Consider the following 22,762-nt stretch of genomic DNA (forward strand, 5'->3'; position numbering starts at 1 on the left):
GACAGCCACGGCCGCTGAGACCGGGCAGTCGACAAGTAGCAAAGGATTGAATGCATGCGCGCCTTAGCTGAGTTCATCATGCGAGGCCGAATGCAGGCCACTCTCGTGGTGGCCGGATGTGCAACATTGCCGTTGTTGTATTGGTTGGGTGCTGCCGCCGGGAGCCTTGTGCTGCTGCGGCGCGGATTGACGGACGCCCTTGGCGTTCTGTCACTGGGACTGCTGCCGGCCTTGATCTGGTGGCTGTATGCCGACGACCCACGGGCACTTCTGGTGCTGCTGGGGTCTTCGGGGCTTGCGTTGGTTTTGCGCGCAAGCGAATCCTGGGTCCGCACGCTGCTGGTCAGCGTAGTGATCGGAGTGGTGTTTTCAGTGGTGCTCGGGGTCGCGTTTGCGGCCCAGATCGAGATGCTCGCACAGGCCCTTATAAAGGTCATGCCGGCACTCCTCGGTGAGACCTACAAGCAATTGTCGGTCGATGAGCAAGCGCGTTTTGCGTCCCTGATTGCACCGGTCCTGACCGGACTGATTGCGGCCTTGTTGCAGATCGTCAGCGTGCTGAGCCTGATTGTCGGGCGGCATTGGCAGGCGTTGTTGTACAACCCGGGTGGTTTTGGTCGCGAGTTTCGCGCCATCCGCATCCCGCTGGGGCCGGCGATGTTACTGCTGGCGTTGATGCTTCTGGGCCCGAATCTCGGTGCACAGATGGCCATGTTGACGCCGTTGTGCAGTGTACCGCTGGTGTTCGCCGGGCTGGCCCTGATTCACGGGCTGGTCGGGCAGAAGCGACTGGCCGGTTTCTGGCTGGTGGGGTTGTACGTCACGCTGCTGTTGTTCATGCAGCTGATCTATCCGTTGCTCGTGGTTCTGGCCATTGTTGACAGCCTGATTGATTTTCGCGGTCGTCATGTGTCGAAAGACACCGACAGCGCGAACGGTGAAGGTTAAAAGTTAGAGGATTTTCACATGCAACTGATCCTTCTGGAAAAAATCGCCAACCTGGGCAACCTGGGCGACAAAGTAAACGTTAAGGCCGGTTACGGCCGTAACTACCTGCTGCCTTTCGGCAAGGCTACCGCTGCGACCGCTGCCAACCTGGCTGCGTTCGAAGAGCGTCGCGCCGAGCTGGAAAAAGCCGCTGCAGACCGTAAGGCATCGGCTGAAAGCCGTGCTGCCCAACTGGCCGAGCTGGAAGTGACCATCACTGCCACCGCTGGCGACGAAGGCAAGCTGTTCGGTTCGATCGGTACTCACGACATCGCTGATGCACTGACCGCTTCCGGCGTTGAAGTGCAGAAGAGCGAAGTTCGTCTGCCGAACGGCACCATCCGCAACGTGGGTGAATTCGACGTGGCTGTGCACCTGCACGCCGAAGTTGAAGCCACCGTACGCGTTGTCGTGGTAGCAGCTTAAGCAACATCGATCGGCTGGCGGCTTGTCCGTCAGACGGTTAACATCGGGCACGATCCTGTTTACAGGTCGTGCCCTTTGTCTTTCTGAATTCCCTGCTTTTCACTAATACTCAAGTGGCCATGAACGATATCTCCGCTCCCGAGCAATACGATCTGCAAACCGCTGCCCTGAAGGTGCCGCCGCATTCCATCGAGGCCGAACAGGCTGTACTCGGTGGTCTGATGCTGGACAACAACGCCTGGGAACGCGTGCTTGATCAAGTCTCCGACGGCGATTTTTATCGACATGACCACCGCCTGATTTTCCGCGCGATCGCCAAACTGGCCGACCAGAACTCGCCCATCGACGTCGTGACCCTTGCCGAGCAACTGGACAAGGAAGGTCAGACGTCGCAGGTGGGCGGCCTTGGCTATCTCGGTGAACTGGCGAAAAACACGCCGTCGGTCGCCAACATCAAGGCCTATGCGCAGATCGTCCGCCAACGTGCGACCTTGCGCCAACTGATTGGCATCAGCACCGAGATTGCCGACAGCGCTTTCAACCCTGAAGGCCGCACCGCCGAAGAAATCCTCGACGAAGCCGAACGGCAGATCTTCCAGATCGCCGAAGCGCGGCCAAAAACCGGTGGGCCGGTCGGTGTCAACGACCTGCTGACCAAGGCCATCGACCGTATCGATACCCTGTTCAACACTGCAGACGCGATCACCGGCCTCTCCACCGGTTACACCGATCTCGACGAGAAGACCAGCGGCTTGCAGCCGTCCGACCTGATCATCGTTGCCGGCCGTCCGTCGATGGGTAAAACCACCTTCGCGATGAACCTGGTGGAAAATGCCGTGTTGCGCAGCGAAAAAGCGGTGCTGGTGTATTCCCTCGAGATGCCAGGCGAATCGCTCATCATGCGTATGCTGTCCTCGCTCGGCCGTATCGACCAGACCAAGGTGCGTTCCGGCCAGCTCGAAGACGATGACTGGCCGCGCCTGACTTCCGCGGTCAATCTGCTTAACGATCGCAAACTGTTCATCGATGACACCGCCGGTATCAGCCCGTCGGAAATGCGCGCGCGGACCCGGCGTCTGGTGCGTGAACATGGCGACGTCGGTCTGATCATGATCGACTATCTGCAACTGATGCAGATCCCCGGTTCCAGCGGTGACAACCGCACCAACGAAATTTCCGAGATCTCGCGATCCCTGAAAGCCCTGGCCAAGGAATTCAACTGCCCGGTGGTCGCCCTGTCGCAGCTCAACCGTTCCCTCGAACAGCGCCCCAACAAGCGCCCGGTGAACTCCGACTTGCGTGAATCGGGCGCAATCGAGCAGGACGCCGACGTGATCATGTTCGTTTACCGCGACGAGGTGTATCACCCGGAAACCGAGCACAAGGGCATCGCCGAAATCATCATCGGAAAGCAGCGTAACGGCCCGATCGGCTTTATCCGCCTGGCGTTCATTGGCAAATACACCCGTTTCGAAAACCTTGCGCCGGGCAGCTACAACTTCGACGACGACGAGTAAAAGGCTGGCCGAAACCCGTCGGCCAGCACTCGCCTCATTCAGCTCGCACTTGTGCCGGCGGCTTCCTCGTCACTGCCGCTGGCCTTGTATTGCGCCAGCTCCTGGCGGCTCAGTGTTTCGATCAGGGCCGCTTCCTCGATCATCCACTCTGCCTGCATTGTTTTTGACTGCGCGTCGTAGTCGGCAAACGACAGTTCGTTGGCCTTGAATGAATCATCCAGGGCCGCCTGCCGATCCTGAAATGGCTGACGCCGGGTTTCGAAAACTTCCTGATAGTGAGTGGTCAGGTATGTTTGCCAGAACTCCCTGGACACCAACGCCTGAAACTCCTCGGCTGAGTTATCCCGCGCAATGACGGTTTGATAAGCACTCTCCATTTGCGCTTTGGAGACCCCGGCCAGGTGGGCAAACCCCATTTCTTCCGGTTGCCCGGGCAGTTGCAGGCGTTCTTTCAGACCATGGCGATAAAATAGCCTGATTTCGATTTCTTCCGGCACGTGTGGCGGTGGCAGGTTCGCGGTCTCGTGAGGCGTTCTGGCGGCGGCAATGACTGCTTCGCGTTGTGCGATATCCGCCGAGGCAATCTTGTCGACTTCATGCAAGCGGAACAATGCTCTGTTCAGCTTGAGCAGCTCCGGCCCCTGCGTCTTGTCACCGGCCCGGGCCACCGCACTGTGCATCATTGACAGAACTTCGAGGTTGGCAAAGGTGAACGCCGCTCGGTCGCAGCAGGCCGCTTCGCCTGCGCGATCGAAGACTTCGTTGCGCAAGCGTTCGGACTGCGGCGTGTTTTCGGTGATGCTGTCGATCAACCGCCAGACACGGCCCTGAAGTGCCAGGTGGCCGGTGGGGGTATCGAGCAGACGTTCTAGTGTGTTGAACAAACCGTCCGAGCGCGACTGGTCGCGCAGGGTTTGCCATTGGCGACTGCGGTTGGCCACTTGATCATCGGAGAATCCAGAGGTCCAGCGGTCTATCGGATCATTCATGACAACGCGAAACGGCGCAGGACGTACGATGGCCGTGCCGATGATGTTCCTTGCGCCTGTCAGCGGTGTCCCGGCTGCTCTCAGGCGATTGTTGTAGCGAAACAGGCGTGCGTCCGTCGCGTCCGACAGTGGGTTGTACGAAATATCGGTGACGTTGTTGACGCGCACGCTGTCCGCCAATTGATTATTTGGTGGCGCGATGACGGCGTCGGGAATTTCCGTGATTCGGTTGTGGTTCAGATTGACCGTGTCCAGCAGCGGCTGATTCATCAATCCCGTCGGGAAGGTTTCGATTCCTGTATGGGACAAATCGATGGAACGCAGGTCGACGATCCGGCTTAGATCGGGAACGATGCCCAGCTGCGGGTTATCCTGCAGCCCCAGTGCGCGCAGGGTGGTGCGATCCCCTAGCACCCGGGCAGTATCGACGTTCAGGGAAATATGGTTACTTTCCAGAAACAGACGCGTCAGACCCTGCATTTCGCCAATGGCCGGCGGTAGTTCACGCAGTTGGTTCCGCCCCATATCCAGCCAGCGTATGTGGCGGAAACGGGTGAGAAAACCTTCCGGTGAGGTGCTCAGGTTCATGTTCCTGAGCTTGAGCGAGCCGACGTGAGTGAAATCGACGTCAATGTCCGGCAGGCTTGGCAGACGCAGATCGCTGAGGTCCAGCTCGAGACCGATAGGAGTTCTGTCATTGGCGAGTTTTTGAGGCGTTTCGCGCCGCCAGCAACTGATAATTTTGTTGCTGGCGGTAACCCGGTCAGGGCGGGTTTGCGCATTGAGCGCCAGTTGGTCGGCGCGAATGTACCCGCCCAGATTGCCGCCGCCGGAAAAAACCCAATCGTCGAGCTGGCGTTTCAGTACTTTGAATTCTCGTTCGAGACTGCGCACTTTGGTGACTACGGTGTCCGCGTCGAGGCTCCACAGGTATTCCCTGCACTGCTTCATGTTCTTGCCTGGAAACAGCCGTTGGTAACGCTGCGCAACGGAGTTGTCACTATCGAAGTTGGGGTGAGCCAGCAGATGGGGAGCGACTGTGCTGACGCGGCGCCAAAACTCATCGAACTTCTTACCGTAACCGGCCGCAAAGCGGTTGCCTTTGAGTACAGTCGCGGCGTTGATTCGGGCGATCGCCAGCAACTGCTCTGCCGGCGGATCAAGGTAAGTCGGCGGCACTTCCTTCAAACGGTTGTTGCTCAAATCAAGGATGATCAGCTCGGTCTTGTCCTGCAACCCGCTAGGCCACTGGTCGATGCCCGTGTTATTGAGCAGCACTTGCCTTACCCGCGTCAGAGCGCTGAAATCAGGCATCGAACCGAGGGCCGAATTGTCGCTCAGGTTGATCGCTTCGAGCTGACTCATGGCACTGAGGGCTGTCGCGCTGTCCTCCGTCAATTGCACACGGTTGCTGGCCAGATCCAGGTTGGTCAGGTTATGCATGGCAGAGATGGGGGCGGGCAGAGCTTCCAGCCCGCAGTGATTGATGACCAGGCGTTCGAGATTGGGGAAACCAGCCAGGAAGGTCTCGGCGTCGCCCGACCACGTAGCGGCATTGATAAACAGCGATTTGACATGGCTGAAGTCGGCGCTGAGTTTCGGCAGTGGCGCCTTGATCAGCGCAAGCCTCAGCGTGTGTGTCGAATCCAGCCAACAGGCTTTGATGATATCCCCGATACGGCGCGCCTGTATTTTTGCCGGTGCGTCAGCACCGGATGCGTCGGGCTGGCTGCCGTTGACATAAGCATCGAGTTGGGATTCCAGTGAATCCAGCGCTGCGACACGGCGTGCCAGTTGCGCTTTGCCGTCGTCGTTCAGAGCGAGGAGAAACGCGCGCAGCTGCTTTGGGTTTTTATCAGGGTAGACCCGCTGCACGCTGGCGGTTTCCGGCATGTCACTGGGGAGCCTGAATGCATCGGCCGCCGCGCTGTTGCCCAGTTCCGGCTGTTCGATCGCTACCCGTTGCCAAAAGTCTTCCAGTTTCGTCCAGTAGCCGGGCGGGAACGGATTGCCCTCCAGCAGCGTGACGCTATTGATACGGGCGAGCGCTTCGAACTGAACGGCGGGTGGATTGAGGTTCGCGTCCGGGACCGCGGTCAAACGGTTGTTGCGCAGGTCCAGGTGCGTCAGCCGGGACTGCTTGTGCAGACCGGCAGGCCACTGATCCAGTTGTGCGTTGCTCAGCTTCAGGGTTTTGAGATCGGGCATGGCGGAAAAGTCCGGCGTTTGACCCAATGGGTTGTCCGACAGATCGAGATGCTTGAGTTTGCTCAGCGAACCCAGTTCAGCAGTCGTTTGTTCGTTGAGGGCGATTCGGTTCGAACTCAGATCAAGGCTGTTCAGGCCGGGCATCCGTGCAAGTGATGCGGGCAGCGTGGCCAGGGTCGAGCCGCTGATGTGCAGCCCCTCCAGGCCGGAGAAATTGCCGAGCAAAGTACTCGCCGCTTCCGACCAGGCAACCGATTGCAGCGTCAGGTGCCGGACATGGCTGAAATCTGCTTTCAGCGCCGGCAGTGTGCCGCTGCCAGCCTCAAGCCATAAAATGGCTCCGGTCTGGTGGCGCCAACAGCGCTTGAGGCTTTGCGCGATCTGCTGTGCATGGGTTGGCGAAGTGCCCGGTGGCGCTGCGTTGGCGGATTGCTGCAGCCAGGCATCCAGCTCGGTCTTGAGGGATTTGTAGGCGCTTTCGCGCTGGGTCAACCCACCAGAGACGTCATTGCCCAAGGACGTGATGAAACGACTGATTTCTTCGTCGGTGTGGTCCGGAAATAATTTTCGTGCCCGCGATTGCGGGCTGCGCAGGCGGTTCAGAGCCTGCGACAGCCGCGCACGCATGCCCGGGCGCGCAGGCACTTCAGCGCCGTCGCCACGCATCATGCCGCCGACGCCAGCTACGGTGGTACCCATCCAGCCTTGTATGGCATCGAATACAATCGGCTCCGAACGTCCCGGACGTGTTGCGACGTACAGGTTAGCGCGGTCACTGGCGACCGGGTCCTCGCTGCGCACGATACGCATCACGCTGGCTACGGGTGTCGAGGCGTCTGGATCGTGCAATACCTGATAAGCATGGTTATCGATCAGCGCATACAGTTTGCCGCCGAAGCGGTGCAGTCCGTCGATGGCCGGTTCCGCGTCGCGCAAAACCAGAGCCGTGCGAAACGCTGCCAGACGGCTATCGCTCAGCGCGAAGGTTACCGGTTCGAATTCTTCCAGCGGATACCACAATCCGCTGTCCGGATCGCGCAGCAGAATCGGGCCGGAAGCTTTCGATTCGCTGGGCAACCTGGCGCGGAACAGACCGCTGTCGGCATCCTGGGCGACCTGAACGGTGCCGATCTCGGCCACATCGACATAGTGTCGTCCCTTGAATATGCGCAAGCCCTCGGCATTGATTGCTGGCAGACCGACGGCGCCCATCACCCGATAGTCCTCCAGCGGCAGAACGGTTGCGCGTGATGTTGCGTTCGGCGTATTCGCTGGATGCATGGTGATCGTGGGCGCCGGTATGATCCCATCGAGATCAGCGTCGCCTGCAGGCCGGGAGGATTGTGTTGGCAGGCCAGGGCTGTCCAAGCCTGGTCGCAATGTCGTATTGGGACGCGGTGTAGTCACGTCCGGCGTCGGTGTCGGGCGAACGTGGGTGTTGCCTGAAATATTGCCTTTGGGTGGCGGCTTGATTGGCATGGGTAACTTCCCTGTAATACTTGCCCGCCACTGCCGCAAACGGGCAGTGGCGTGTCGGTTCGGCGTCATTGCCGGGTTGAGAATCAGCGGGTTGCTGCGGCTGCTTCGGTGGCAAGGGCAAAAATCTTTTTTGCGGTCTTGCCATCGAAGGTCTGTCGCCAGATTGCGACGTGAGGCAGGCCGGCCTGCTCGTCGCGGCGTTGCGACTCGCTGCCGCGCTTGCTCTGTTCCAGGGTTTTCAGATGGCTGCCCCTGATCGTGAAATTCAGTGGCTCACTGTTGTGTTTTTCATAATGAAAATGCGCCTCCCACAACGGCGCATCGTCAGCGCGATTGCTGATTGAGTAAACGTCGAGAAAGGATTTCCCTTTGCCTTTGCCCAGCTGTTTGCGGTCAACCGTTTTCAGTGCTTTGAGCTCGCCGTGATCGATCAGCCAGTTCAGGCGCATGATGTCCAGCACCTCCTTGTTCTTGTACATCCGCACCAGCACGCTTTGGCCATGCGCGGTCAGTGTGTCGGCAGCCGTTTGCAAGCGTTCGGCCAAACTCTGGATCTCGGCGTCCTCAGCTGCTGTATCGTGGTTTTGCAGGCGGCGTGACTGCTCGTTGAGCGGATCGATGGCTTTTTCCAGCTCTTCAATTATTTCCGTCGGATTGTCTTTAGCGGTTTCTTTGCTCCGTGCCTGGGCAATGTGCTTTTCAACGTCAACCAATAAGCGGTTGGCCTCGGCGATCAGTTCCGGTCGCGGAGTGCTGACGATAGGCGGACGAACAGGCAGCCATTCACCCTGCCTTTTCTCGTATCGTTCGACCAGGCCATTTGGCTGGAACGGATTGGAAACCTTGACGATAACGCTGCCGTCTGCGGCGGTTTCCGTGTCGCCAACCATTACTCGAGAGGTGCCGTGCCGTCGGGTGCGGAACACTTTCCTCATCGACGGCGGTCGGGCTGACACGTTATCGCTTGGCTTGGGCGGAATGAAATCGAAGTCGATGTTCTGATCCAGGCTGGGCAGCTCGATATTGCGGTTGGACGAGGCAAAGATTTCTTTCAAGCGAGTTTCGATGCCGGTCTCGAATTGATCGGTCAGCGCGAGGATCTCCCTGGCGTACTCGGCTTTGACGCTGTCTGCCGACAGCTCTGCTTCAAAGCGACCTCTTTCACCTCTTATCTGATCGAGGGTCAGCATCAGCGACAATGGCTGCGCGCCTTCGGGAATGTTGTGCAGATCGCCGGTGATGAGGTCGATGGAGTACAGCGAGCGCATGGTCACGTTTGGCGAATGGTCAGGCGTGCCTGCGAACAAGTGGACGTACAGGTTCAGCTTGTTGAAGTTGATGCGCTCGGCCGTGGCCACTTCATTACGGAGTTCTGCAAGTATCGGGGCCGCTCCTCGGTCAGCTTTCAGGATCAGCCCCATCACCACCTCCCGGTCTTCGAGAAGCTTCAGCTTTTTGTTCATGAAGCTGATGACTTTTATGCAGTTGTCAGCAGACAGCGTGGTGAACAGCGACTCGCCTCTGAAGTTCATGACCTTCATCAGTCGGTTCAGGTATTCCACATGATCCAGGCGAAGGGCGTGCAGCTCTTCGGCGAAAATCCCGTTGGCTTTGAGGTGAATCAACCACGATTTGTGATCGAGTATCGACTGCAAATTGTCAGCCTGCTTTTTGATGTGCCTGAGCAGGTGAACTTCAACGGCGATCAATGCTGCCGTTCGCCCTGCGCTGCCGCTCGGCAGAGCGTCTGCCTGCGCCGCGAGCACGTTATAGCGCTCCGCGGACTGGTTAATCTCGTTCATTCTGGTGACGAAAGGCTCATACCGTTGCAGCAGAATCGGGATCGCCTCATGGCGGCGCATGCCTCCAGGCAAGCCGGTGGAGACAGAAACCCAGGTGTCGTTGGCGTTGCGTGTGACGGCCCGCGATTCTCCACTACGGCTGGCGTGATAGATGTTGTCGCTATCACTGGCCACAGGATCTTTGGCATTAACGATACGCCAGACCTTTTGCACCGGCGTAGAGCCATCCTTATCAAGCATGACCTGATAAGCATGATCGTGGATGAGCGCGTAGCGTTTGCCGTCGTGTCGAAACAAACCGTCGATGTCGGGTTCGCTCGTACTGAAGTCCAGATCCGTGCGAAACGCTTGCAGGCCGACATCGGTAAGAGGGGCAGTAATGACTTCGTCGTTGTCGTTTGCCCGCCAGAATCCGCTATCGCCATCACGGTGCAAAACAGGGCCGGAAGGTTTCGATTCGCTTGCAAGATGAGCCCGGTACTGCCCGGTGTCGGCGTCTTTGGCGATCTGCACAATCCCGACATCGACCACGTCGACATATTGGCGGCCTTTGTGAATTCTGAAGCCCTCGATATTGGCTGCCGGCAAGCTGGCAGTGGCCATCACCCGATAATGCTCCAGCGGTAGAAAGGCTGCGCGTGGTGTTTCGTTCGGCGATGTCGAAGGGTGCACAGTAACGGTGGGAGCCTGGGTGATTGCGTCGTGGTCGTTGCTGCCTGTTGTCCTGGTCGGTCGGAATTGCGGATCGAACGAGGCAGCAGTTTCGAAGCCTGGCCGCACCGGTATGCCGGGGCGAAGATCAGCTGAATCCACTGCGGTATCCGACCGCTGATGCACCTGGGCGGTAATCGTTCTTTTTGGCGGTGTTTTGATTGGCATGTCTTACCTTCCTTGTAAAGTTTGCCAGCAGCTGTCCGATGCTGCTGGAGCTCGTGGCGTCATGGCCTGAGCGGGATTGCGAAGTGCTGGGTCGGATTCGTTACCGGCGAACGGTGCATCGATTATTTCTCGGTCGGGCGGTACTACGCCCGGCCGAGGAACAGCCATCACATGACGCGATCGGTGGTGGTCGCCGCGAGGTCGAAAATTCTCTGCGCGGTGCGTCCGTCGAAGTAATGGCGCCAGATGGCGACGTGTTGCCGTCCCGCCTGCTCCTCTCTGCGTTGCGACACACTGCCCATTGCGCTTTGCTCAAGGGTTTTCAGGTGGGCGCCGCGCACGTTGAAGTTCAGAGCGGACGTGTCGACGGCAGGATAATGAAAATGCGCGTGCCAGAGTGGCGCGCCGGTATGGGCATCCGTCAGTACGTATATGTCGAGGTATTCTCTGTCCTGGCGCTTGCCCCGTTTCAGTCGGGTGGCGGTTTTTTGCGCCCGGATGTGGCCCCTGTCGATCAGATAAATCACCCGGTCGACGCAGAGAAAATTCTTGTCCTTGTAAATCCGGACGCGTATGTCTTCACCTGTAGTTCGCAGGCGCTGACTGTCCTGCTTAAGCTTTTGGATCAATGCCCCGGCATTGGCATCGCTGCGTTCGAACCGCTGTAGCTGCAGGGCCGTGTCATCCAGCGCTTTGGCCTTTTCTTCAAGCGTTTCGACAATGTTGTCCGGGTTGATTTTCCCCCGCTCTTCCCTGAGGGCAGTCTTTACGTGCGAGTCGGATTTGTGCAGTTGTTGGTCGGCGTCCGCCAGCAGCGCCGGCAAGGGCTTTTCCCGCACCGTCTGCGCCGGGCGCCATTCGCCCTCTCTGTGCTCGTAGGTTTGAACGGTTTGCTTCGGATCGAAGGGGTTGCTGACGTCGATGACTTCTTCTCCAAGAGCGGTGCGTCGCGACGCGCCGATACTGATCTTGCTGACACCGTGTTTTTTCGCTCGAAAAAGCCGCCAGGGCTTGGGTTCGGGTCCGCTTCGGTCTTGTGGCGGGATATAGTCGAAGTCAATCGGCTGCTCGGGGGCTGGCCGTGCGGAACTGTCCGGCTGGTCCAGGTAGATACGCGTCAGGCGAGTTTCCAGGGTGTGTTCCAACGCTTGGATTTCTGCGTTGATGTCATTGCGTGAGGTGGCGTGTTCGGGGCCGGCTGGCAGGTCCAGTCGATCGTACCAGTCGCGCAGTGCTGCGCATTGCTGAGACAGGCCACTGAGTACCGATACGTGCAGCTCTTGCGGGATTTTGCCAAGTGCTGCGTAAACGAAGGTTGCCTGACCGAACTGGACGGCCAGGTCAGAGGCCTGAACAGCGTTGCCGGCCGCTTGAGGATTGTCCAGCAGTATGCTTTTGGTGAGCACCCACGAGGCGACGACGTTATGAGTATCTGCCGATGAAAGTATGTCGCTCGAATCGTCCGGCGAGACCTTCCATTTCTTCAATAGATTATCGGCAATGAGCTGGCGCTCTTTGAGATGGCCCATCAATCGGTTGAGGAAGCTGACGGTCCGAGGGAGCCTGTCCGGGGTGAGGTCAAGTAGCGGACCTTCCAGCGCGCGACGACTCAGGCCGCACTCTACAAGTTGTTGATAGGCGAGCATTTGCTTTTTCTGCAGCGCGATCATTTTGGTTCTGTAACCTTCCTCCGTGATAAGGGTGCTTACGACGGATTTCTGGTCTCTGTAGTAGTTCAGAGCCTTCCCCAGACTTTTCAACTCCTTGTGGCTGTGCAGTTCGCGATTGACAAGAGCCCTTAATTCGCCAGCAACCCTCGTGGCGGGCTCACCCTCCAGGTCCTTCGCAGTCAGCCATGCAGCAATCAGCTCTTGACGTTTCTCGTGCGCTGTTTGGACCCGCAGATTTATCCGGTCAAGTTCAGAGGCCACTTCCAGACGCTGCCAGAAAACACTTGAAGGTTGCGTCACGGTTCGCGGCATTCCTGCGGCACCGTACACAATGGTGCCCTGCCAGCCATACCGGCTATCGAAAGCGACAGGCTCCGAACTGCCAGGGCGCGTAGCCACATAAAGGTTGTCAGCGTCGCTGGCGACCGCGTCCTCGGGGCGAACGATGCGCATCACCGGTCTCTGCGGCGACGAGGCATCGAGATCATGCAGGACTTGATAGGCGTGTTGCTCTATCCGCGCGTAGAGCTTGCCATTGAAGCGATACAGTCCATCACTGCCTGGATCGGCCGTGCTGAAATCCAGGTTGGTGCGAAACGCCTCCAGGCGTGCAGTCGATAACGCATAGGTCAACGGCACCGAGCGTTCAACCGGGTACCACAGCGCACTCTCGGCGTCGGGCTTTAACACCGGCCCTGTGGGTATCAATTCACTCGGTAATTTTGCGCGATAGAGGCCGCTGGCCGGATCCACTCCGATCTGGACGGTGCCGCCGTCTGGCACCTTAACGTACTGACGTCCCCTGTGGACCGAAATACCTTGGGCGTCATGTGCCGGCAGCACCGCCAGCGAAGTGATCCAGTAGTCCTTCAGGGAACGTTCGGGCAGAGCGGGGACCGGTGCCGAGTTCGCTGTCGACCTGAGCCCGACTCGCGGTGGCACGGGAGTAATGACCGGTTGAGCTGGATCGGTTGGCGTCAGCGTCGGTGTCGAAGGGAGTCGGGCAGGAGAGGGGAACACCAACGTGCCGCCGACTGAATTCCTGTTACCGGGCCTGGGCACCGAGTCGCTGACGTGCGTCCCATGGACCGATGCGATTGTTGAGCCTCTGATTGGCGGTTTGATTGGCATTGCTTGTCATCCTTTAACATTCACGCCTCGCTATCCCATATGAGATGCGCTGAGTGGTCGGCTTCCTTGCCGTGTCGTGCGTTGTGCGTTCATATGAAACGCGTAGTGCCCGGATGGGCAGCCTCTTGGAGAAACCGACCACCGTCGTCGGAATTGGTCAAAATTTGTGCTATATTCCGCGCCCGCGATTTTTCACTTCAACACCGGTCGTCGACATGCAAGCAGCCAAGCCGTTATTTGACTATCCAAAATATTGGGCCGAATGTTTCGGGCCAGCGCCATTCCTGCCGATGAGCAGGGAGGAGATGGATCAGCTCGGCTGGGATTCGTGCGACATCATCATTGTTACCGGTGATGCCTACGTCGATCATCCGTCGTTCGGCATGGCGATCATCGGCCGGCTGCTGGAGTCGCAAGGCTTCCGCGTCGGGATCATCGCGCAGCCGAACTGGCAGTCCAAAGACGACTTCATGAAGCTCGGCGAGCCGAACCTGTTCTTCGGCGTCGCGGCGGGCAACATGGACTCGATGATCAACCGCTACACCGCGGACAAGAAAATCCGTTCCGATGACGCGTACACGCCCGGCGGCATGGCCGGCAAGCGTCCGGATCGCGCCAGCCTGGTTTACAGCCAGCGCTGCAAGGAAGCCTACAAGCACGTGCCGATCGTGCTCGGCGGCATCGAAGCCTCGCTGCGCCGCATCGCCCACTACGACTATTGGCAGGACCGTGTGCGCAACTCGATCCTGATCGACGCCAGCGCCGACATTCTGCTGTACGGCAACGCCGAGCGCGCGATTGTCGAAGTCGCCCAGCGCCTGTCGTGGGGCCACAAGATCGAAGACATCACCGATGTGCGCGGCACCGCGTTCATCCGTCGCGACACGCCGCAGGGCTGGTACGAAGTCGACTCGACGCGCATCGACCGTCCGGGCAAGGTCGACAAGATCATCAACCCGTACGTGAATACCCAGGACACTCAGGCCTGCGCCATCGAGCAGGAAAAAGGCCCGGTCGAAGATCCGCAGGAAGCCAAGGTCGTGCAGATCCTGGCCAGCCCGCGCATGACCCGCGACAAGACCGTGATCCGCCTGCCGTCGATGGAGAAGGTGCGTAACGACCCGGTTTTGTACGCCCACGCCAACCGCGTGTTGCACCTGGAAACCAACCCGGGCAACGCCCGTGCGCTGGTGCAGAAGCATGGCGAGCTCGATGTCTGGTTCAACCCGCCGCCGATTCCGATGACCACTGAAGAAATGGACTACGTGTTCGGCATGCCTTACGCCCGTGTGCCGCACCCGGCGTACGGCAAGGAGAAGATTCCGGCGTACGACATGATCCGTTTCTCGGTGAACATCATGCGTGGCTGCTTTGGTGGCTGCACCTTCTGCTCGATCACCGAGCACGAAGGCCGCATCATCCAGAACCGTTCCGAAGAGTCGATCATTCGCGAAATCGAAGAGATCCGCGACAAGGTGCCGGGTTTCACCGGGGTCATTTCCGACCTCGGCGGCCCGACTGCGAACATGTACCGCATCGCCTGCAAGAGCCCGGAAATCGAATCCGCCTGCCGCAAGCCGTCGTGCGTGTTCCCCGGTATCTGCCCGAACCTGAACACCGACCACTCTTCGCTGATTCAGCTGTATCGCAGCGCCCGTGCCCTGCCGGGTGTAAAGAAGATTCTGATCGCTTCCGGCCTGCGCTACGACCTCGCCGTCGAGTCGCCGGAGTACGTCAAGGAGCTGGTGACCCACCACGTCGGCGGTTACCTGAAGATCGCCCCGGAGCACACCGAGGAAGGTCCGCTCAACCAGATGATGAAACCGGGCATCGGCAGCTATGACAAGTTCAAGCGCATGTTCGAGAAGTACACCAAGGAAGCGGGCAAGGAGCAGTACCTGATTCCGTACTTCATCGCTGCCCACCCGGGCACCACCGACGAAGACATGATGAACCTTGCTCTGTGGCTCAAGGGCAATGGCTTCCGCGCCGACCAGGTGCAGGCGTTCTATCCGTCGCCGATGGCCACCGCTACGGCGATGTACCACTCGGGCAAGAACCCGCTGCGCAAGGTGACGTACAAGAGCGACGGCGTGACCATCGTCAAGAGCGAAGATCAGCGTCGTCTGCACAAGGCGTTCCTGCGTTATCACGACCCGAAAGGCTGGCCGATGCTGCGTGAAGCGCTGATCCGCATGGGCCGCGCCGATCTGATCGGGCCGGGCAAGGATCAACTGATCCCGGCGCATCAGCCGGCCACCGACAGCTACCAGAGCGCCCGTCGCAAGAACTCGACGCCGGCCGGCAGCCACAAGGTCGCCAAAGAGAAGACCACCAAGATCCTCACCCAGCACACCGGTCTGCCGCCGCGTGCCAGTGATGGCGGTAATCCGTGGGACAAGCGTGAACAGGCCAAGGCTGCGGCATTCGCCCGCAACCAGCAGGCGGCCAAGGAACGCAAGGATGCGGCCAAAGGCAAAGGGCCGAAGCCGACACGCAAGCCGGTCGTGCCGCGTTAAAGAAAACGCCAACCTTCGGGTTGGCGTTTTGCATTTCTGCCGTTGGATTTATTGAGGCCGCAAGATCCATCCCCCTCACCCCAGCCCTCTCCCCCCAAGGGGGCTAGGGGGAAGGGAGCAGGTCTTCGTGCTTTTCAAAATCCCGGTTCGACTCAGGACTTTCACGTCGGCGTACCTCCTACATCCACCTCGGTCCGTCCCCTCTCCCTCTGGGAGAGGGCTAGGGTGAGGGCTCTTTGCAACATTTGCGTGCAACTGAGTCCAAGCATTTCCTCGCATCGCCCGGTTTTGGTGCTGTACTGCCTTGAGCATTTCGCGAAAGCGCGCAAGCCTGTGCATGGCATAAGTCTTGCGCGCTTTCCCATACGCCCAAGGCTCGCAGGAGGCACGCCGTGTCGATTCATGTCGCATTGCATCACGTCACGCATTATCGCTACGACCGCGCTGTCGAACTCGGCCCGCAGATCGTCCGCCTGCGCCCGGCGCCCCACAGCCGCACGCGAATTCTTTCCTATGCGCTGAAAGTCTCGCCCGAGCAGCATTTCATCAACTGGCAGCAGGACCCCCAGGGCAATTACCTGGCACGTCTGGTGTTCCCCGAGAAAACCGCAGAGCTGCGCATCGAAGTCGATCTGATAGCGGAAATGGCGGTATTCAATCCGTTCGACTTCTTCCTCGAGCCGTATGCCGAGCGAATCCCGTTCAGCTACGCCGCCGACGAGCGCAAGGAGCTGACGCCGTACCTCGAAACCCTGCCGTTGACGCCGACGTTCAAGGCTTACCTGGACAGCATCGACCGCACACCGTTGCCCGCGGTGGATTTTCTGGTGGCGCTCAATCAGCGCCTCAGCGAAGACATCGGCTACCTGATCCGCATGGAGCCCGGCGTGCAAACCCCGGAGCACACCCTCCAGCACGCTTCCGGCTCCTGCCGCGATTCGGCATGGCTGCTGGTGCAGTTGCTGCGCAATCTCGGTCTGGCGGCGCGGTTTGTTTCCGGTTACCTGATTCAACTGACTGCCGACGTGAAAAGTCTCGACGGCCCGTCCGGCACCGATGTCGACTTCACCGACCTGCACGCCTGGTGCGAGGTGTATTTACCGGGTGCCGGCTGGATCGGCCTCGACGCTACGTCGGGGTTGTTCGCCGGGGAAGGGCATATTCCGTTGGCGTGCAGTCCCGATCCGTCCTCGGCGGCGCCGATCAGTGGTCTGGTCGAACCTTGCGAAACACAGTTCAGCCACGAAATGTCGGTCGAGCGAATCTGGGAAGCGCCACGTGTCACCAAGCCCTACACCGATGACCAGTGGCGGGCGATCCAGGCGCTGGGCCGGCAGATCGATGCCGATCTGCTCGAAGGCGATGTGCGCCTGACCATGGGCGGCGAACCGACCTTCGTTTCCATCGATGACCCGGACGGTGCCGAATGGAACACCGCCGCGCTGGGTCCGGACAAACGTCGACTGTCCGCCGAATTGTTCCAGCGCATGCGCAAGCAATACGCACCGCAGGGGCTGGTGCATTTCGGCCAGGGCAAGTGGTACCCCGGCGAGCAGTTGCCGCGCTGGTCGCTCAATTGTTATTGGCGCCGCGACGGTCAGCCGATCTGGCACAACGACGCGTTGATCGCCGATGAACAGCAGGACTACGGCGCCGACGGTGAGCTGGCCGGACGCTTTCTGGCCAGTGTTGCCGAGCGCCTCAAGTTGCCTGCGCGCTTCGTCTTCCCGGCTTACGAGGATCAGCTCTATTACCTCTGGCGCGAGGGCGCGCTGCCCGGCAATGTCAGCGCCGAAGATTCGCGTCTGGAAGAGCCGCTGGAGCGTGCGCGATTGCGCAAGGTTTTCAGTCAGGGCCTGAACAAGGTGATCGGCCAGGTGCTGCCACTGGCGCGCACGGCCAAGGGCGATCAATGGCAGAGCGGGCGTTGGTATCTGCGTGACGAGCACTGTCGCTTGGTGCCGGGGGACTCACCGCTGGGTTATCGCTTGCCACTGGCGTCGCAGCCGTGGGTAAAAGCGGCGCAATATCCGTTCATCCATCCCAACGATCCGAATCAGGACTTTGCCGAGCTGCCGGATGCCGCGCAGCTCGGTGTGCACGGCGAACCGGCTGCGCTGGATGAGCGCGTGCCGAAAATCGATGAGTCCGCTGACTGGCTGACCCGTACCGCCTTCTGCGCCGAGGCCCGCGAAGGGCGGCTGTATCTGTTCATGCCGCCGCTGGAGCGGGTCGAGGATTATCTGGAGCTGGTCTCGGCCATTGAGGCCACCGCTGAAGAACTGCATTGCCCGGTGTTGCTGGAAGGCTATGAACCGCCGAGTGATCCGCGCCTGAGCAATTTCCGTGTCACTCCGGATCCGGGCGTGATCGAGGTCAACGTGCAGCCATCGGCGACTTGGGACGAGTTGGTCGAGCGCACCGAGTTTCTCTACGAACAGGCGCGGCAAACCCGCCTGACCACCGAGAAGTTCATGATCGACGGGCGCCACACCGGCACCGGCGGCGGCAACCATTTCGTCCTCGGCGGCGCGACGCCGGCGGACTCGCCGTTTTTGCGGCGGCCGGATCTGCTGCGCAGCCTGATCAGTTACTGGCATAACCATCCTTCGTTGTCGTACCTGTTTTCCGGGCTGTTCATTGGCCCGACGTCCCAGGCACCACGGGTTGACGAGGCGCGCAATGACGCCTTGTACGAACTGGAAATCGCCTTTGCGCAGATGCCGGAACCGGGCGAGGAATGTGCGCCGTGGCTGGTCGATCGGCTGTTGCGCAATCTGCTGATCGACGTCACCGGCAATACCCATCGCGCCGAATTCTGCATCGACAAACTGTATTCACCGGACGGCGCCACCGGGCGTCTCGGCTTGCTGGAACTGCGCGCATTCGAGATGCCGCCCCATGCACGCATGAGTCTGGCGCAACAGTTGTTGCTGCGGGCGCTGGTCGCGCGGTTCTGGCGCGAGCCTTACGCGCCGACGAAACTGGCTCGCTGGGGCACCGAGTTGCATGACCGGTTCCTGTTGCCGCATTTTATCGAGCAGGATTTCGCCGACGTTATCGTCGAACTCAACAACGCCGGCTATCCGTTGCGTGCGGAGTGGTTTGCCGCACATCTGGAATTTCGTTTTCCCAAGGTCGGCGACTACGCCGTCAATGGCATCGAGCTGGAACTGCGTCAGGCGCTCGAGCCTTGGCATGTGCTGGGCGAGGAGGGCTCGGCGGGCGGCACGGTGCGCTACGTCGATTCATCGCTGGAGCGCTTGCAGGTCAGGCTCAACGGCCTGCCGCCACAGCGCTATCTGCTGACCTGCAATGGCGTCGCGGTGCCGTTGCACCCGACCGGGCGGGTGGGTGAGTTTGTCGCCGGGGTGCGCTTTCGAGCCTGGCAACCGGCCAACTGTCTGCATCCGACCATCGCGGTGCACGCGCCACTGGTGTTCGACCTGCTCGATACCTGGATGGGGCGTTCGCTGGGTGGGTGCCAGTATCACGTCGCCCATCCCGGCGGGCGCAATTACGAGACCTTGCCGGTCAACGCCAACGAAGCGGAGAGTCGGCGCATGGCGCGGTTTTTCCGCCTGGGGCACACGGCGGGGAAACTTGCGATACCGAATGTCGAAATCAATGACGAGCTGCCGATGACCCTCGATCTGCGGCGTTTCTAGAGCCTATGCGATACGTGGATTTTCGTATATCCGCGTGTCACGTGGCTGCGTTAGTCTGACCGTTCCCCGCTGTCTGCCGAGCTTTCCATGCCTGACCTGCTAGACCGCTACCCGCTGAACGCGGACACCTATCACGAACTGCTCGACGGCAGCGGCGCAGTGCGTGCGCATTGGCAGCGGCTGTTCGATCAGTTGCAGCGCAGCAGCCCCGCGCAACTGGTGCAGCGCCAGGCCTTGCTGGCGCGGCAGATTCAGGAAAACGGCGTCACCTACAACGTCTATGCCGATCCCAAGGGCGCTGATCGGCCGTGGGAGCTGGATCTGCTGCCCCATGTCATCGCGGCAGATGAATGGCAGCAATTGTCCGCCGGCATCGCTCAGCGTGCGCGCTTGCTCAATGCAGTGCTGGCGGATCTGTACGGTCCGCAACGGCTGATCCGCGAGGGCCTGCTACCGGCGGAGCTGGTATTCGGGCACAACAATTTCCTCTGGCCCTGTCAGGGCATTGCTCCACCCGAGTCAGCTTTTTTGCATTTGTATGCTGTAGATCTGGCGCGCGCGCCGGACGGCCGCTGGTGGGTCACTGCCGATCGCACTCAGGCGCCATCCGGTGCCGGCTATGCCCTGGAAAACCGCACCATCGTCTCTCGCGCTTTCCCCGATCTGTACCGCGATCTGAAGGTCCAGCATCTGGCTGGATTCTTCCGCACGTTGCAGGAAACTTTGGCCCGTCAGGCACCGCAGGGCGATGACGCACCGCTGGTGGTGCTACTGACCCCGGGCCGGTTCAACGAAAGTTATTTCGAACATCTGTATCTGGCTCGTCAGCTCGGCTATCCGCTGGTCGAGGGCGGCGATCTGACTGTGCGCAATGCCACGGTGTACCTGAAAACCCTCAGCGGCCTGCGCCGGGTGCACGCGATCATGCGCCGCCTCGACGATGATTTCTGCGACCCGCTGGAACTGCGTACCGATTCGGCGCTCGGCGTGCCCGGTCTGCTTGAGGCGGTGCGTCAGGGGCGGGTACTGGTGGCCAATGCGCTGGGCAGCGGCGTGCTGGAATCGCCGGGGCTGTTGGGGTTTCTGCCGAAGATCAATCAATACCTGTTCGGCGAAGAACTGATTCTGCCGTCGATCGCTACCTGGTGGTGCGGTGAAGCGCCGGTGCTGGCGCAAGCGCTGGAGAAACTTGGGCAGCTGTTGATCAAACCGGCGTTCCCGTCGCAGAGCTTCGCCCCGGTATTCGGGCGTGACTTGAGTGAAGGCCAGCGTCTCGAGTTGGCGCAGCGCATGCAGGCGCGGCCTTATGCCTATGTCGCGCAAGAACTCGCGCAGCTGTCGCAGGCGCCGGTCTGGCAGGCCGAAGACGGTCATCTGCAACCCCGCGCGATTGGCATGCGCATGTATGCAGTCGCCAGCCACGACGGCTACCGCGTGCTGCCGGGAGGTCTGACCCGGGTGGCGGCCGACGCCGATGCCGAGGTGGTGTCGATGCAGCGCGGCGGCGCAAGCAAGGACACCTGGGTGCTCGGCGACCGTGCGCCGAGCGGCGAGCAATGGAAGGCACAGCGCAATGTCGGCGTGCACGATCTGGTGCGGCGCGATCCGTATCTGCCGTCGCGCGTAGTGGAAAACCTGTTCTGGTTTGGCCGCTACTGCGAGCGCTGTGACGACAGCGCGCGGCTGCTGCGCATCATGCTCACGCGCTACGTCGACGGCGATGATCCGCAGGCGTTGCAGGCAGCGGTTGATTTGGGCGAACGTCTGGCGTTGCTGCCGGATGAGGGTGAACTGCCGGAACGCTTGCTCGCTGCGCTGCTGGGCGAAGATTGGTCGTTCAGCCTGCGTTCCAATTTGCAGCGCCTGCAATGGGCCGCCTCGCAAGTGCGCGGCAAGCTGTCCCGGGAGAACTGGCAAGCGCTGGTCGAGTTGCAGCGCGAAGCGCTGGAGCTGGAAGTCGATGAACCGGACTTCGCCGAACTGCTGGATTTCCTCAACCGTCTGGTGATGTCGCTGGCGGCGCTGTCGGGGTTTGCGCTGGATGACATGACCCGCGATGAAGGCTGGCGGTTTCTGATGATCGGCCGCCGCATCGAACGCCTGCAATTTCTCAGCAGCAGTCTGGCGGCGTTTCTGCGCGGCGCGGGCGCGTTCGATCAGGCGGGGCTGGAGTGGCTGCTGGAACTGGGTAACAGCAGCATTACTTATCGCTCGCGGTATCTGGCGGTGGCGCAATTGATTCCGGTGCTTGATTTGCTGCTGCTGGATGAGCAGAACCCCCACGCGGTGCTGTTTCAGCTGAAACTGGTCACCCGTACCTTGAAACGCCTGAACGAGGATTTCGCCGTGCCTCGCGAGACCGGGCTGCCGCAATTGGTCGAGCGCCTCTCGCGGTTCGATCTCGGTTGCCTGGAAAACCCCTTGTTCGGCAAATCCAGCGTACGTGCCGCGCTGGAGGGTCTGGCTGATCTGTTGCAGGAAATCGCCGAAGCCAGCGGCCAGGTATCGGATCGTCTGGCGCTGCGCCATTTCGCCCATGTCGATGATGTCAGCCAGCGAACGGTGTCCGTGTGATGAGCGCTCAGTACCAGATCTTTCACGACACCTGTTATCACTACGACAGCCCGGTGTCCCTCGCGCAGCAACTGGCGCACCTGTGGCCGCGCGAATGCAGCTGGCAGCGCTGCACCGAGCAGCAATTGCTGATCAGCCCCGAGCCGACGATGCGCCGCGATGAGCTGGATGTGTTCGGCAATCCGCTGACGCGCTTGGCCTTTGAGCGGCCCCATGACCAATTGCAGGTCAACGCCCGGCTGACGGTTGAGGTGCTGGCGCGGCCGGCGCTGGATTTCAGTCAGTCGCCGCCGTGGGAGCAGACCCGCGATGCGCTGACCTACAGCAGCCAGCCGTTGTCCGCCGACTTGCTCGAAGCCTGCCGCTACCGGTTCCAGTCGCCTTATGTGCATTTGAAGCGCAGCTTCGTCGACTTCTCGCAAAGCTGTTTTCCACCGGGGCAACCGTTGCTGCTCGGCGTGCAGGCGCTGATGCAGAAGATATTCAGCGAGTTCACCTTCGATGCCGAAGCCACCCAGGTGGCGACGCCGCTGGTGGAGGTGCTGGAGCGCCGGCGTGGGGTCTGTCAGGACTTCGCGCATCTGATGCTGGCCTGTGTGCGCTCGCGTGGTCTGGCGGCGCGTTATGTCAGCGGCTACCTGCTGACCCAACCACCGCCGGGGCAGCCACGCCTGATTGGCGCCGACGCCTCGCATGCGTGGGTATCGGTGTTCTGCCCGGTACTGGGTTGGGTGGATTTCGATCCGACCAACAACGTGCGGCCGGCGCTGGAACACATCACGCTGGCGTGGGGAAGGGATTTCTGCGATGTGTCGCCGCTGCGGGGGGTGATTCTCGGTGGCGGTAACCATGACCCGGAGGTGCGGGTTACGGTGATGCCTCAGAATTGATGAGTTTTCAGATGTGGGAGCGA

At 60.3% G+C, this 22,762-nt stretch carries 10 protein-coding genes; 7 read left to right on the top strand and 3 right to left on the bottom strand.

Annotation, left to right across the window (positions count from 1 at the left end; genetic code table 11):
- The first annotated feature begins 54 nt into the window (after positions 1–54).
- From ACIGDJ_RS16220 to dnaB, 3 genes are all read left to right on the top strand, one after another.
- Positions 55–948 (top strand): hypothetical protein, encoded by an 894-nt coding sequence (locus tag ACIGDJ_RS16220; RefSeq protein WP_016771937.1) that lies wholly within the window; start codon positions 55–57, stop codon positions 946–948.
- Positions 949–966: 18 nt separating this feature from the next.
- A complete protein-coding gene (rplI, locus tag ACIGDJ_RS16225) occupies positions 967–1,413 on the top strand; it encodes a 50S ribosomal protein L9 (RefSeq protein ID WP_003221136.1) in 447 nt (148 codons plus the stop codon).
- Between the two features lie 119 nt (positions 1,414–1,532).
- Entirely contained in the window at positions 1,533–2,930 is a 1,398-nt protein-coding gene (gene dnaB, locus ACIGDJ_RS16230; protein ID WP_101157733.1) for a replicative DNA helicase, read from the top strand.
- A gap of 38 nt (positions 2,931–2,968) precedes the next feature.
- Here the strand turns inward: dnaB and ACIGDJ_RS16235 are convergent, their stop codons facing one another.
- The 3 genes from ACIGDJ_RS16235 to ACIGDJ_RS16245 form a co-directional block, all read right to left on the bottom strand.
- Positions 2,969–7,408, bottom strand: coding sequence for an NEL-type E3 ubiquitin ligase domain-containing protein (locus ACIGDJ_RS16235; protein WP_397479235.1), 4,440 nt, complete (start codon positions 7,406–7,408; stop codon positions 2,969–2,971).
- 281 nt (positions 7,409–7,689) lie between these two features.
- The gene (locus tag ACIGDJ_RS16240) at positions 7,690–10,287 is read right to left on the bottom strand and encodes a hypothetical protein (protein ID WP_397479234.1); all 2,598 of its coding nucleotides are present in this window, start codon (positions 10,285–10,287) and stop codon (positions 7,690–7,692) included.
- A 167-nt stretch (positions 10,288–10,454) separates the two neighbouring features.
- On the bottom strand, positions 10,455–12,740 hold the full coding sequence (locus ACIGDJ_RS16245; RefSeq protein ID WP_397479233.1) for a hypothetical protein: 2,286 nt from the start codon (positions 12,738–12,740) through the stop codon (positions 10,455–10,457).
- A gap of 563 nt (positions 12,741–13,303) precedes the next feature.
- On the opposite strand from ACIGDJ_RS16245, the gene ACIGDJ_RS16250 reads away from it, so the two are divergent.
- The 4 genes from ACIGDJ_RS16250 to ACIGDJ_RS16265 all read left to right on the top strand — a co-directional run bounded on the left by ACIGDJ_RS16250 (position 13,304) and on the right by ACIGDJ_RS16265 (position 22,739).
- On the top strand, positions 13,304–15,607 hold the full coding sequence (locus ACIGDJ_RS16250) for a YgiQ family radical SAM protein (RefSeq protein WP_016771932.1): 2,304 nt from the start codon (positions 13,304–13,306) through the stop codon (positions 15,605–15,607).
- A gap of 392 nt (positions 15,608–15,999) precedes the next feature.
- Positions 16,000–19,275 (top strand): DUF2126 domain-containing protein, encoded by a 3,276-nt coding sequence (locus ACIGDJ_RS16255; RefSeq protein ID WP_397479231.1) that lies wholly within the window; start codon positions 16,000–16,002, stop codon positions 19,273–19,275.
- Positions 19,276–19,362: 87 nt separating this feature from the next.
- The gene (locus tag ACIGDJ_RS16260; protein ID WP_312997537.1) at positions 19,363–21,849 is read left to right on the top strand and encodes a circularly permuted type 2 ATP-grasp protein; all 2,487 of its coding nucleotides are present in this window, start codon (positions 19,363–19,365) and stop codon (positions 21,847–21,849) included.
- Positions 21,849–22,739, top strand: a complete 891-nt coding sequence (locus tag ACIGDJ_RS16265; RefSeq protein WP_397479230.1) for a transglutaminase N-terminal domain-containing protein — start codon at positions 21,849–21,851, stop codon at positions 22,737–22,739. The genes ACIGDJ_RS16260 and ACIGDJ_RS16265 overlap by 1 nt, the downstream gene beginning before the upstream one ends.
- Positions 22,740–22,762: the final 23 nt, after the last annotated feature.

Origin of the sequence: Pseudomonas sp. NPDC079367 (genome assembly GCF_044542195.1) — a bacterium.
In the GTDB taxonomy this organism is placed as follows: domain Bacteria; phylum Pseudomonadota; class Gammaproteobacteria; order Pseudomonadales; family Pseudomonadaceae; genus Aquipseudomonas.

Excerpts from the sequence above, each read along its gene's own strand:
- ACIGDJ_RS16220 (WP_016771937.1), top strand. The coding sequence starts at position 55 with ATGCGCGCCTTAGCTGAGTTCATCATGCGAGGCCGAATGCAGGCCACT.
- rplI (WP_003221136.1), top strand. The coding sequence starts at position 967 with ATGCAACTGATCCTTCTGGAAAAAATCGCCAACCTGGGCAACCTGGGC.
- dnaB (WP_101157733.1), top strand. The coding sequence starts at position 1,533 with ATGAACGATATCTCCGCTCCCGAGCAATACGATCTGCAAACCGCTGCC.
- ACIGDJ_RS16235 (WP_397479235.1), bottom strand. The coding sequence starts at position 7,408 with ATGCATCCAGCGAATACGCCGAACGCAACATCACGCGCAACCGTTCTG.
- ACIGDJ_RS16240 (WP_397479234.1), bottom strand. The coding sequence starts at position 10,287 with ATGCCAATCAAAACACCGCCAAAAAGAACGATTACCGCCCAGGTGCAT.
- ACIGDJ_RS16250 (WP_016771932.1), top strand. The coding sequence starts at position 13,304 with ATGCAAGCAGCCAAGCCGTTATTTGACTATCCAAAATATTGGGCCGAA.
- ACIGDJ_RS16260 (WP_312997537.1), top strand. The coding sequence starts at position 19,363 with ATGCCTGACCTGCTAGACCGCTACCCGCTGAACGCGGACACCTATCAC.
- ACIGDJ_RS16265 (WP_397479230.1), top strand. The coding sequence starts at position 21,849 with ATGAGCGCTCAGTACCAGATCTTTCACGACACCTGTTATCACTACGAC.